This is a genomic window from Candidatus Solirubrobacter pratensis, from assembly GCF_000425945.1.
Classification (GTDB): domain Bacteria; phylum Actinomycetota; class Thermoleophilia; order Solirubrobacterales; family Solirubrobacteraceae; genus Solirubrobacter; species Solirubrobacter pratensis.
Genome location: NZ_AUEK01000008.1, coordinates 409,467 through 421,533 on the forward strand (window position 1 = coordinate 409,467; position 12,067 = coordinate 421,533).

Annotated in this window: 13 protein-coding genes and 1 pseudogene; 5 read left to right on the forward strand and 9 right to left on the reverse strand. The window is 71.4% G+C overall.

The annotated features are described in order from the left end of the window. Window positions 1-4: 4 nt before the first annotated feature. The 5 genes from H958_RS0112480 to H958_RS0112505 all read right to left on the reverse strand — a co-directional run bounded on the left by H958_RS0112480 (window position 5) and on the right by H958_RS0112505 (window position 3,872). Window positions 5-817 carry a restriction endonuclease gene (locus H958_RS0112480; protein ID WP_231379244.1) on the reverse strand — a complete coding sequence of 271 codons (813 nt, stop codon included), beginning with the start codon at window positions 815-817 and terminating at the stop codon, window positions 5-7. Window positions 818-1,180: 363 nt separating this feature from the next. Then, window positions 1,181-1,711: a site-specific integrase gene (locus H958_RS0112490; protein ID WP_231379236.1), complete on the reverse strand. Its 531-nt coding sequence runs from the start codon at window positions 1,709-1,711 to the stop codon at window positions 1,181-1,183. A gap of 207 nt (window positions 1,712-1,918) precedes the next feature. Continuing rightward, entirely contained in the window at window positions 1,919-3,079 is a 1,161-nt protein-coding gene (locus tag H958_RS0112495; protein WP_028058918.1) for an RNA polymerase sigma factor, read from the reverse strand. 4 nt (window positions 3,080-3,083) lie between these two features. Next, the gene (locus tag H958_RS0112500; RefSeq protein WP_028058919.1) at window positions 3,084-3,422 is read right to left on the reverse strand and encodes a YciI family protein; all 339 of its coding nucleotides are present in this window, start codon (window positions 3,420-3,422) and stop codon (window positions 3,084-3,086) included. A 36-nt stretch (window positions 3,423-3,458) separates the two neighbouring features. After that, complete coding sequence (locus tag H958_RS0112505; protein ID WP_028058920.1) at window positions 3,459-3,872, reverse strand: SgcJ/EcaC family oxidoreductase; 414 nt, start codon at window positions 3,870-3,872, stop codon at window positions 3,459-3,461. 218 nt (window positions 3,873-4,090) lie between these two features. On the opposite strand from H958_RS0112505, the gene H958_RS48695 reads away from it, so the two are divergent. After that, window positions 4,091-4,213, forward strand: coding sequence for a hypothetical protein (locus tag H958_RS48695; RefSeq protein ID WP_255325418.1), 123 nt, complete (start codon window positions 4,091-4,093; stop codon window positions 4,211-4,213). Between the two features lie 44 nt (window positions 4,214-4,257). Here the strand turns inward: H958_RS48695 and H958_RS36845 are convergent, their stop codons facing one another. Then, window positions 4,258-5,688 (reverse strand): MFS transporter, encoded by a 1,431-nt coding sequence (locus H958_RS36845; protein ID WP_037409914.1) that lies wholly within the window; start codon window positions 5,686-5,688, stop codon window positions 4,258-4,260. Window positions 5,689-5,762: 74 nt separating this feature from the next. Between H958_RS36845 and H958_RS0112520 the strand changes: the two genes are divergently transcribed. The 3 genes and pseudogenes from H958_RS0112520 to H958_RS49060 all read left to right on the forward strand — a co-directional run bounded on the left by H958_RS0112520 (window position 5,763) and on the right by H958_RS49060 (window position 7,135). After that, window positions 5,763-6,326: a TetR/AcrR family transcriptional regulator gene (locus H958_RS0112520; protein WP_028058921.1), complete on the forward strand. Its 564-nt coding sequence runs from the start codon at window positions 5,763-5,765 to the stop codon at window positions 6,324-6,326. 113 nt (window positions 6,327-6,439) lie between these two features. Beyond that, window positions 6,440-6,745 (forward strand): annotated as a pseudogene (locus H958_RS49055) (VOC family protein); the annotation flags it as partial. A gap of 30 nt (window positions 6,746-6,775) precedes the next feature. Next, window positions 6,776-7,135 carry a VOC family protein gene (locus H958_RS49060; protein ID WP_028059034.1) on the forward strand — a complete coding sequence of 120 codons (360 nt, stop codon included), beginning with the start codon at window positions 6,776-6,778 and terminating at the stop codon, window positions 7,133-7,135. 147 nt (window positions 7,136-7,282) lie between these two features. Here the strand turns inward: H958_RS49060 and eda are convergent, their stop codons facing one another. Together eda and edd are read right to left on the reverse strand one after the other, a co-directional pair. Next, window positions 7,283-7,897, reverse strand: coding sequence for a bifunctional 4-hydroxy-2-oxoglutarate aldolase/2-dehydro-3-deoxy-phosphogluconate aldolase (gene eda / locus H958_RS0112540; RefSeq protein ID WP_028058922.1), 615 nt, complete (start codon window positions 7,895-7,897; stop codon window positions 7,283-7,285). Between the two features lie 78 nt (window positions 7,898-7,975). After that, window positions 7,976-9,784, reverse strand: a complete 1,809-nt coding sequence (gene edd / locus H958_RS0112545; protein WP_051324167.1) for a phosphogluconate dehydratase — start codon at window positions 9,782-9,784, stop codon at window positions 7,976-7,978. Between the two features lie 189 nt (window positions 9,785-9,973). Here edd and H958_RS0112550 point away from each other — a divergent pair, with 189 nt between their 5' ends. Next, on the forward strand, window positions 9,974-10,984 hold the full coding sequence (locus H958_RS0112550) for a LacI family DNA-binding transcriptional regulator (protein WP_196807329.1): 1,011 nt from the start codon (window positions 9,974-9,976) through the stop codon (window positions 10,982-10,984). 47 nt (window positions 10,985-11,031) lie between these two features. On the opposite strand, the gene aroF is transcribed toward H958_RS0112550, so the two are convergent. After that, window positions 11,032-12,066 carry a 3-deoxy-7-phosphoheptulonate synthase gene (gene aroF / locus H958_RS0112555; protein ID WP_028058925.1) on the reverse strand — a complete coding sequence of 345 codons (1,035 nt, stop codon included), beginning with the start codon at window positions 12,064-12,066 and terminating at the stop codon, window positions 11,032-11,034. Between the last annotated feature and the right edge of the window lies 1 nt (window position 12,067).

The following is a 12,067-nucleotide window of genomic DNA, read 5'->3' on the forward strand; positions in this document are numbered from 1 at the left end:
GGGACTACGGCACGACGCTCGCGTCCAGGTCGCCGCGCGCCACCACGTGTCCATCAGGACGTATCTCCCAGGCGTAGAGGTCTCGATCGACGACCAGACGACCGTCTGCGACATTCCCCGCCACATCGAATTGCTCGACCACCAACACGGGTTCTCCCTGCATGCGGCTGACCGTGGTTGAAGTCGAGTGGCCGACGGTCTCGGTCCAAGTCAGCGCCTTAATCGGTAGTTGCCTGCCGTCAGCCGTTGACATCAGGCGACCTCCGTCGAATTCCGCTCGCTGCTGGTAGACACCGTCGACTCGTGGCGCTCCGTTGGCTTGCAGAACCTCCTTCAAGGTTTCCGCCGGGCGGCCATCGAGCCGCTGAAATCGGTCCTCCGCTCCCATCCCGATCCGCACGTCCCCCGGCGGGAAGCCATGATCCGGAGCGGGTTCGACGCCAAAGTCGGATCGGTGGCTCGCGTATGCGTCGAGAGTCAGATGGATCGAGCGAATGAATCCAGAGCCGTCTCTCGCCTCGTCGTAGCTTCGGAGACGGAGAAGCGCGATGCTCTCATCTGCGGCCACCATCCGGGCCCCGCGCGTGAACTCCGCGGTTGTCATGACAGCCGCCTCTGTGGCGCTAATTTGCAGACGAACGCCGACGAGAGCGTCGAGGACGCCCTTGCCGACCTTCTTGTCCCAGTCCTTGCACTCGATGACGACGCGCGAGATACGCCCCTCTTGGTCTCGAGCGGTGACGTCGAGTTGATGCGCGGCGGCCCGACCGGCTGGGCGCTCGACGACATCGTGCCGTACGTCCTGCAAGCCGAGCATGGCGGACACGACTGCGGCGATTCGCTCGTAGGCCACACCCTGCTTGGCAGGTCGGAAGCCAAATACGGCCTCGTGGAGATCTTCGATTGACGAAGGCGTGACGGTCTCGGAAGGAACTGTTGAGCCGACACTATCTGGCCTCCCGGTCCGAACTGATTCTTCCCCTTGGTGGCCGATGCGGGGCGATACGATGCCGCCGTGCCCGAACGAGTAGCTCCACGGGCCGGCGGACCGTCAAGGCCATCGCTTCGCGACTCGCTGCCGCGAGGTCCTGACGGACTGGCCTTGACAGCGCGCGGCCCGCTGCGCTCACGGGCGACGTAAGAGGGCTGGCGCCCGAGTGCTGGGTGCCGGCCGTGCCCACTACGTGCCCGCGGGAACGAGGAAACGCGCGCTCCACACAGCGGAGAACTGCGCTGTAGAGCCAAACGAGCCATGCGCGAACCCCTGTCTCCCCTTCACACGCGAGAGGTCGCAGGTTCGAAACCCGCCGCGCCCATGACTCGAAAGGCCCGCACTTGCGGGCTTTTCTGCGTTCTGGGCTTCGCGTGGAGCTGTCATCAAGACGTCGTGAGCGGTCGGCCCGGCCCAAATACGGGCCCAAATCGAGCTACTTACGCGCCCATCCCGGGGATTCGAGTGGTCGCGTGATCGGGGCGCGGAGCGCCCCGTGGCGAGCATTCTGGCCTGGTGCATGGACGGAATGGCGTCCCGCATCAGGGCGTCGAACGCAGGGGCGAACCGGCCGCGTTCGCGCCGCTTGAGCACGATGGCATAGATCTCGAGGGTGAGCTTGGGATCGGTGCGTCCGACCTGGGCCTGCACGTACGGCACTTCGGCGCCGGCGCTCAGCATGAGGCTGATGTAGGTTCGGCGGAGCGTGTGCGGGGTCACCACGACGCGGAGTCATGTCGACCTCGCGGACGCCGGCGTCGGTCTTGCTGTCGTGCGATCTCCCACGCTTCACTGAGAGCACCATCGTCGACGCCTCGACACTGCGTGACCAGCTCGCTGCGATCCACGAGGGAGGGCTCGCGTTCGAGGACGGCCAGATTCACGGCGGCCCACTCCCCGCGCTCGGCCATGAGTATGCATTCGACGCTAGAGCTCGCGCAGACGACGCTCGAGGAAACGTCGTTCGGCGTCGGTGACGGTAAGCGCTAGCGCGCGCTGGTAGGCGCCCCTTGCGGCGTCGTGGTCGCCGAGCCGCCGGAGCAGCTCCGCCCGAGTGGAGTGCAGGTAGCGGTAGTCGCCGATCTCGAGCGCGTCGACGATGGCCAGCGCGGCGCCCGGGCCTTCGACCTCGGCGACGGCGACCGCGCGGTTGAGCGCGACGACGGGCGATCCGGTCAGCTCGCCGAGCCGACCGTAGAGCGCAACGACGGCCGGCCAGTCGATCGGCGTCTCGACCTGCTCGGCGGCGATCGCCGCCTGGACCGTGTACGGCCCGCGTCCACGGAGCGCGATCGCGCGATCGAGCAGCGCTCGGCCGGCGGCGATCTGCTCAGCGCTCCACAACGCTCGATCCTGTTCGTGGAGCAGGACGATCTCGCCGTCGCGGACGCGTGCGTCGCGGCGCGCGTCGTGCAACAGCATGAGCGCCAGCAACGCCGCCGCTTCGGGCTCGTCGGGCATGAGATCCACGAGCACCCGACCCAGCCGGATCGCCTCGTCGGCGAGGTCGACGCGGCCGTCGCCGTAGCCCTGGTTGAAGATGAGATACACCACGGCCAGGACCGTGCCCAGGCGCCCGGGAAGCACGCGGTCGGCCGGGACCTCGAACGGGATCCCTGCCGCTTTGATCTTCGTGCGCGCGCGCGACAGCCGGCGCTTCATGGTCTCCTCGGCGACCATGAACGCGCGCGCGATCTCGGCGGTGGTCAGGCCGCCGAGCGCGCGCAGCGTCAACGCGACCTGCGCCTCGGTCCCCAGCGCCGGATGGCAGCACGTGAAGACCAGCTCGAGGCGCTCATCAGGGATCACCGGCTCCTCCAGCGTGAGCTCGACGGGTTCGGGCAGCTCCAGCTGACGGGTCTTGCGCTCGAGGGTGCGCTCGCGCCGGAGACGATCGACCGCCCGGTTGCGCGCGGTCATCATCAGCCAGGCCCCCGGATTGTCCGGAGCCCCATCGCCCGGCCAGCGCTCGGCCGCGATGGCAAACGCGTCCTGGGCGGCGTCCTCGGCGACCTCGAAGTCGCCGAAGTGCCCCACGAGGGCCGCGAGGACGCGTCCCCACTCGTCGCGGAAGACCCTGTCCAGCAAGGAGCTAGCGCTCGACCACCGGTCGCACCTCGATCGACCCGCCAAACCGTGCGGCGGGCATCCGAGCCGCGAACGCCAACGCCTCGTCGAGGTCGTGCGCGTCGAGGATGTAGTACCCGCCGAAGATCTCCTTGGTCTCGGCGAACGGCCCGTCGGTCAGCAGGACCTCACCGTCCTGGACGCGGAGGGTGGTCGCGGTCGTGGCCGGCTGCAGCTGCTCGCTGCCGAGCACCCGCTCGTCCTGCACGAGCTCCACGTACTCGGCCGTGACGGTCGCGCGCTGGTCCGCGCTGAGCTGCTCGTAGGCGCCGACGCGCTCGTTGATCAGCAAGGCGTACTTCATCGTGGTCTCCTCGGGTCGCGCATCGACGGTTGACGGCTAGACGGTGGCCGGGGCGTTCGCGTAGGCAGCCACCAGCCACCCCTCGTCCTGCTTGGTCAGGACCCACGTCGCGTTCACCTCGCGCTCCGCCGGCACATCCGCCTCGCCGGCCATCAGGATCCCAGCTTTGCTGATGACGATCGCGGTGTCCTCGTCGACGAAGCGAAGGTCCACCGGCTCATCGACCGCGCTGGAGCCCTTCAACCGACCTTCGAAGCCGGCGGCCATTGAGTCGCGGATCGCGGACCTGCCGATATGCCGCACACCGGGCATGACGACCGTCGCGTCCTCGCGATAGAAGGTCGCAAACGCATCGGCGTCGTTGTCGGACCAGGCGGCGTAGATCTCGGTGAACAGCGCACGGACCTCGGCGATGGCCTCGTCGCGCTCGGTGCCGGAGTACTCGGTCATGTCAGCTGCCTCTCTCGTTGGTGCTCGACCACGGCGGTCAAGCAGGCTTGTCGTCGATACGACGAACGAACCGGACCGCAGGGGACATGGCTGTTGCAAATCCTCGCTGGATCCCCCACCGCGGCGATCGCGCAGAGGCTGGACGGTGAGGTCGTCGACCGCCTGTTGCCGGAACTGTCATCGCCGGCGCGGGACTGGACGACAGCGCCGCTCGCTGCGTGAGCGCAAAGCAGCTCGTGCTCCAGCTCGCGATGATCCAGGGCCCGATCCGGGACGGGCGCCCGATCAAGCCCAAGGGCAACGCGAAGCAGGACTTCCTCGGCGAGAAGGCCGTGCGATAGCGACTCAGGGCGCGGCGGCTCCGGCTGCCGCGCCCTCCTGCGCCCTACGACTCCGCCGGCCGCGCCGCCAGCGCCCCTGCCGGCGACTCCGACGACCGGCGCCCCGGGATCGCCAGCGTGACGATGAGGCCGAGGATGAGCGCCGCGCCGCAGAACCAGAACGCCGCGGTGAACCCTCCCTCGCCCGGGAGGCCGTCGGCCGCGAGGCTGTTGGCGAGGATCGTCGCCGCCACCTGGCCGCCGACCGCGCCGCCGAGCGTACGCGTGACGGTGTTCATGCCGGTCGCGACGCCCGTCTGCTCCTGGCGGACGTTCTGGACGATGAGGTTCGCCATCGACGCGAACGCGAGGCCGATGCCGATGCCGAGCAGTCCGGAAGCGATGTAGAGCGTGGCCGACGAGCCGTGCGCGAGCGCCAGCAGCACAAAGCAGGCCGCCGAGAACACGGTCCCGGCCATCAGCGGAGGCTTGGAGCCGTAGCGGCGCTCGAGCGCGCCGGTGAAGGACCCGGCGACGAGCATCATCGCCGAACACGGGAGCAGGATCAGACCGGCGCCGGTCACCGTGTCGCCGAAACCGAACCCGGTGCTCTCCGGCAGCTGCACGAACTGCGGCAACAGGATGAACGAGGAGTACATCCCGACGCCGAGCATGAAGGCGACGAGGTTGGTGGTCCAGACGCCTCGCACCTGCATCATCCGCATGTCGACCAGCGGCTCGCGCGCGGCGAGCTCGACGCGCACCCACAGCACGAGCAGGATCAGGCCTCCGGCGAAGAGCCCGAGCGTGCGGCCGGAGCCCCAGCCCCAGTCGTTGCCCTCGCTGATCGCCAGCAGCACGCCCGCCAGGCCGAAGGACATCAGCAGCGCGCCGGACCAGTTGATCGACCCCGGCGACTTGATCGGCGACTCCGGCACGTAGAGGTGCGTCGCAGCGATCGCGACGACGATCGCGATCAGCGGGAACCAGAAGAGCCAGTGGTAGCTCATGTTGTCGACGATCAGGCCCGCGAGCACGACGCCCAGGCCGCCGCCGATGCCGAGCAGCGCGGAGACGATGCCGATGCTGCCGGCGACCTTCTCGCGCGGGAACTCGTCGCGGATGATCCCGAAGGCGAGCGGGAAGATCCCGCCGCCGGCACCCTGGATGACGCGCGCGAGGACGAGCACGCCGACCGACGGCGCGACCGCCGCCAGCAGCGTCCCGAACGCGAGCACGACGAGGATGACCGCGAGCATCCGCTCCTTGCCGAACATGTCCCCCAGCCGGCCGATGACCGGCGTCGCGACCGACGCGCTCAAGAGGTAACCGGTCAGGACCCAGGAGATCGCGGACTCGCTCGTGTGCAGCGCGCGCTGCATCTCCGGCAACGCTGGGGCGACGAGCGACTGGAGCAGGGCGTAGGCGACCCCGCCGAGCGCGAGGACGGCGAGCGTGAGGTTCGGGTTCGTGCGTTGAGCGTGGGTGGTCGTCACCGGTATCGGGTTCCTGGGGAGGGTTTCATGAGGAGCGGAACGAGCATTCCGCGCCAGCCGGGTACCCTAGCGGAATGGCAATTCCGGCCCTCACGGAACGCCCATGGGCCGAGCTCAGCCCCGAGGCGAAGCGCGCGCGCACGCTGGCGGTCGCCGACGAGCTGTTCGCGCGCAAGGGCGTCGAGGTGCCGATGCCGGCGCTGGCCGAGGCGATCGGCGTGGGGGTCGGGAGCATCTACCGCCAGTTCGGCTGCAAGGAGGACGTGCTCGCGGCGCTCGTGATCGCGCGCATCGAGGCGGTCCGCGCGCGGTTCGAGGCGACCGCGCACGCGGATGACCCATGGGAGGCGCTGCGTGAGGCGACGCTCGAGAGCGTCGACTCGGCCGCGCGCGACCACCTCGCCGCGCGCGCCTGGGACCTGAGCGCCCGCGAGGACGTGCAGCCGGTCCGGCGCGCCGCCCGCGTCGCGCTCGCCCGCGCCGTCGAGCGTGCCCGCGCCGCCGGCGCGCTGCGGCCGGACGCCACCGTCGACGACCTCGGCCTCGTCCTCGCCGTCGCCAAGCAGGCCGACGGCCTCGAGCCCGGCGGAGCCCGCCGCCTCGCCGAGCTCGCGCTGCGCGGCCTCGCCGCGCGATGAGCCGGGCCGCCGACTGAGCAGCCCCACGGCATCGACTTCGGCCAGGCGCGACCCGTTCGGCAACGCGATCCGAGTGCTCCAGCCTGCATAGTTCTCAAGGAGTGTTCGATCACGTGACGATCCGCGTCGCCGATCGCGACGCCTCCGAGCGCTTCTACGACATCGTCCTCGGCACGCTCGGCATCGCCAAGACGGTCAGTGACGAGTGGTACGCCGAGTGGGACGACTTCTCGCTCGGCGCCGACCCGGGCAAGGTGACCCGCGGCCTCCACGTCGGGTTCGTCGCCCCGTCACGCGAGGCCGTCGACGAGTTCCACGGGATCGGCGTCGCCGCGGGCTACCGCAGCGACGGCCCCCCCGGGCCGCGGCCGCAGTACCGCGACGACTACTACGGCGGCTTCCTGCTGGACCCCGACGGCAACAGCGTCGAGGCCGTGCACCACGGCGACATGCGTGGCGGCGGCATCGACCACCTGTGGATCCGGGTCGCCGACGTGCCGGCGGCGCGCGACTTCTACGCGGCGATCGCGCCCTACAGCGGGTTCGCGCTCGCCCAGGACGCGCACTTCCGCGGCCCGCAGTCGTCGTTCACGCTCGTCGAGGGCACGCCGACCGAGCACGTCCACATCGCGTTCCCGGCGGACGAGAACGCGACCGTCGACGCCTTCCACGCCGCCGCCATCGAAGCCGGGCACCGGAGCAACGGCGAGCCCGGGGAGCGCGCGATCTACCACCCCGGCTACTACGGCGCGTACGTGCTCGACCCCGACGGCAACAACATCGAGCTCGTCAACCACAACCGCGGGTGACCGCGCCTTCACACGGCCCTCACGGCGCCGTCACAGCTCACGGTCCGGCGCCGGCGAGTGTGCCGCGCATGAAAAGAGTCCTACTGGCGGCCGTGGTCGCCGCCACCGACGGCCTGCGCACCGGTCAGTACAGCAAGACGCTGACCTTCACGCTGTCGACGACGGCGCCGTAGCCAGCTCCCGGATCCGCTCCCAGTCGCCCGCCTGGACGGCGGGCGGGGGGAGCATCCAGGACCCGCCGACGCACGCGACGTTCGGCAGCGCGAGATAGTCCTTCGCCTTCGCCGCGTCGATGCCGCCGGTCGGGCAGAAGCGCATCTGCGGGAACGGGCCGGCGAGCGCCTTGAGTGCCCGCACTCCGCCGCTGGACTCCGCGGGGAAGAACTTCGCCCACGTGATGCCGCGCTCGAGCAGTGCCATCACCTCCGAGGCGGTGACCGCGCCGGGCAGCAGCGGCATGCCGGCGAGCCGGTCGAGCAGCGCCGGCGTCGAGCCGGGAGCGACGAGGAACTGCGCGCCCGCCGCCAGCGCGTCCTGCGCCTGCGCCGGCGAGAGCACCGTGCCGGCGCCGACGACCGCGTCGGGCACGTCCGCCGCGACGTTCGCGATCGCCTCCAGCGCGGCGGGGGTCCGCAGCGTGATCTCGATCGCCCGCATGCCGGCGTCGACCAGCGTGCGCGCGAGCGGGACCGCCGCGCCGGCGTCCTCGAGCACGACGACCGGGATCACCGGCCCGAGATCGAGCAGCTCGTCAGCCGTCATGCGGCCCTCCTGTCATCGTGCCGCGGGAGCGAGCCCCCGGGCGAGTTCCCGCCGGAGCATGCGAGCGCCCAGCGCGAGTCATGCGGCCACCGGCTCGAACGCGGGAGCGAAGACCGAGGCGCCGTCGTCGGCGCGGCCGACGAGGTGGCGGAAGGCGCCGAACAGCTCGCGGCCGGTGCCGAGCGTCGCGTCGACCGCAGGGCCCGCCGGCTCGCGGCCGCCGAGGTCGGCGAGGACGTCCAGCGTTCCGGCGTCGGCATCGACGCGGACGAGGTCGCCGTCGCGCAGGTACGCGAGCGGGCCGCCTCCGGCCGCCTCGGGCGTGCAGTGGATCGCCGCCGGGACCTTGCCCGACGCGCCCGACATGCGCCCGTCGGTGACCAGCGCGACGCGGTGGCCGCGATCGATCAGCACGCCGAGCGCGGGCGTGAGCTTGTGCAGCTCGGGCATCCCGTTCGCGCGCGGGCCCTGGTGGCGCACGACGGCGACGAAGTCGCCGTCGAGCCCGCCCGCCTCGAAGGCCGCGAGGAACTCCGACTGGTGGTCGAAGACGCGCGCGGGCGCCTCGATCACGCGCAGCTCAGGGGCGACGGTCGAGACCTTGATCACGGCACGGCCGAGCGTACCGTCCAGCACGCGGATCCCGCCGTCCGGCGCGAACGGCGCGCGCACCGGCCGCAGGACCGACTCGTCCGAGGACGCCTGGCCGACGCGGCTCCAGACCAGCTCGCCGTCGACCAGCGCCGGCGCCTCGCGGTAGCGCTCCAGCCCCTCGCCGGCGACGGTGCGCACGTCGGCGTGCATGAGCCCGTGGTCGAGCAGCTCGCCGACCAGGAACTGGACGCCGCCCGCGGCGTGGAAGTGGTTGATGTCGGCCGCGCCGTTGGGGTAGACGGTGGCGAGCTGCGGCACGACCGGCGAGAGCTCGGCGAAGTCGTCCCACGTGAGCGCGATGCCCGCGGCGGCCGCGATCGCGACGAGGTGCATCGTGTGGTTGGTCGAGCCGCCGGTGGCGAGCAGCGCCACGAGCCCGTTGACGACGGCGCGCTCGTCGACGATCTCGCCGATGCCGTGGTCGAGCTCGACGACGCGCCGGCCGGCCGCGCGCGTGAGCGCCTCGCGCAGCGGCGTGCCGGGGTTGACGAAGCTCGCGCCGGGGAGGTGCAGGCCCATCGCCTCGACGACCATCTGGTTGGTGTTCGCCGTGCCGTAGAACGTGCAGGTGCCGGGCGAGTGGTAGGACTGCAGCTCGGCCTCGAGCAGCTCCGGCTTGCCGATCTTGCCCTCCGCATGCAGCTGGCGGATGCGGCTCTTCTCGCGGTTGGGCAGCCCGGACGGCATCGGCCCGGCGGGCACGAGGACGGCCGGCAGCCGGCCGAAGGAGAGCGCGCCGATCAGCAGCCCGGGCACGATCTTGTCGCACACGCCGAGCAGCAGCGCGCCGTCGAACATGTCGTGCGCGAGCGCGACCGCGGTCGCCATCGCGACGACGTCGCGGCTGAAGAGCGACAGCTCCATCCCCGCGCGGCCCTGCGTGATGCCGTCGCACATCGCCGGCACGCCGCCCGCGAACTGGGCGATCCCGCCGGCGTCCTTGACGGCGCGCTTGAGCAGTTGCGGGTAGCGCTCCAGCGGCTGGTGGGCCGAGAGCATGTCGTTGTAGGCGGAGACGATCGCGATGTTGCGCCGCTCGGCGGCCTTGAGCAGCAGCTTCTCATCCGCACCGCAGGCGGCGAGGCCGTGGGCGAGGTTCGCGCAGCCGTGCGCGGTGCGCGCGGGGCCGCGCTGGGCGGCCTCGCCGAGCCGCGCCAGGTAGGCCGAGCGGGTGGCGGCGCTGCGCGCTTCGATGCGCGCCGTCACATCGGCGACGACAGGGTGCAGGGTCACGGGTCCTCCGGAAGGCAGGGGGTCGTGGCGAGGGCGGGAAGCTACCGGCGCAAGCGCTTGCGTGCAAGCGCTTGCGAAGCGCTCCCCCCGATCGGGTGACCGCACTCGGCGCCGCGGGCGCCGACCGCCGGCGGAGCCGGCGAGCCGGCGCGCGGGCGCCGCTAGGATCGGGCGTCTGAAATGGTCACGATGGCCGATGTGGCGCGTTTGGCGGGCGTCTCGGTGACGACGGTCTCGCACGTCATCAACGGCACGCGGCCGGCGAGCGAGCGGACGACGCGCGCGGTGCGGGCCGCGATCGAGCGCACCGGCTACAGCCAGAACGTGCTCGCGCGGGCGCTCGCCCGGCAGCGGACGCAGTCGCTCGGCCTCGCGATCAGCGGCCTCTCGAACCCGTACTTCTCCGACGTGATCGCGGCGGTCGAGGCGACCGCGACCAACGCGGGCGACACGCTGCTGCTGGCCGAGACGCGCGACGACCCCGAGCAGGAGCTCAAGGCGGTGCGCGCGCTGGTCGAGCGCCGCGTCGACGGGCTGCTGCTGGCGCCGTCGCCCGGAGCGGCGGAGCTCGCCCTCCCCTACCTGCGCACACAGGAGATCCCGGTCGTGCTGCTCGACCGCTTCGCCGACGACGCGCTCGACCAGGTAGGGAGTGAGAACGAGCGGCCGACCCAGGAGCTCGTCGCGCACCTCGTCTCGTGCGGGCACACGCGGATCGGCATGGTCGTCGGCATCGCCGGCCTGAGCACGACCGTCGAGCGCGTGCGCGGGTACCGCGCGGGGCTGCGCGCCGCCGGGCTCCCGGACGACGGCGAGCTGATCGCCGACGGCGGCTCGCACGCCGATCGCGCGCGCGAGGCGGTCGACGCGCTGCTCGACCTCCCCGATCCGCCGACCGCGCTCGTCAGCGGCAACAACCACATGACGATCGGCGTGCTGCGGGCGCTCAAGGCGCGCGGGCTGAAGGTCCCCGGCGACATCGCGCTCGTCGCGTTCGACGACTTCGAGTGGGCCGACCTCTTCTCGCCCCGCCTGACGGTGATCGCCCAGCCGACGGCGCAGCTCGGCGAGCGCGCGGTGGAGCTGCTGCTGTCCCGGCTGGTCGATCCGTCGCTGCCGCCGCGCACCGAGCGGCTGCAGGCGAGGTTCGTGCACCGGGACTCATGTGGTTGTCCAGCGTCCGCCGTCGTCCTGCCATGACGGCGGCGGACCCGGAACCCGGCCTCGGGCGTGGCTGAGATGGGCCGTCACACGGTCGCGGGGATGAACGGGACCTTGCCCGCGACCGCCGCCGCCGCCTCGACCTTCTGGGCATAGCGGGCGAAGTCCTCGGTGCGCAGCTGCTGCGGTCCGTCGCAGATCGCCTCCTCCGGCGCCGGGTGGACCTCGACGATGATGCCGTCGGCGCCCGCGGCGGCCGCCGCCAAGCTGAGCGGCTCGACGAGGTCGCGCCGGCCCGGCGCGTGGCTGGGGTCGACGACGACCGGCAGGTGGCTGAGCTCCTTGAGCATCGGCACCGCCGTGAGGTCGAGCGTGAAGCGGTACGCGGTCTCGAACGTGCGGATGCCGCGCTCGCACAGGATCACGTCCTCGTTGCCCTCCTTGAGCACGTACTCGGCGGCCATCAGCAGCTCCTCGAGCGTGCTCGAGAGGCCGCGCTTGATCAGCACCGGGCGCCCGGAGCGCCCGACCTCGCTCAACAGCGCGTAGTTCTGCATGTTGCGCGCGCCGATCTGGAGCACGTCGGCCACCTCGAGCACCGGCTCGAGGTCGCGCGCGTCCATCAGCTCGGTCACGATCGGCAGCCCGGTCTGGGCCTTGGCCTCGGCCAGCAGCCACAGGCCTTCGATCCCGAGGCCGTGGAAGGCGTACGGGCTCGTGCGCGGCTTGTATGCGCCGCCGCGCAGCATCGTCGCGCCGCCGGCGTTGACGCTGTGGGCCGCGGTCAACAGCTGGTCGCGCGACTCGACCGTGCACGGCCCGGCGATCAGCGCGAAGTGGTCGCCGCCGATCCTGCGCCCGCAGATGTCGAGCACGGAGCGCTCGCCGTGGCGGATCTCGGCCGATGCGAGCTTGTACGGCTTCAGGATCGGCACCACGCGCTCGACCCCCGCCGAGCCTTCGAGGTTGAGGCGTGCGATGTGGCTGCGGTCCCCGATCGCCCCGATGACGGTCACCACCTCGCCGGGGGAGCGGCGCGCACAAGCGCCGACCGATTCGATCCGCTCCATGACGGAGCAGATCTCGTCCTCCGTCGCGTCCTGCTTCATCACGATCATCATG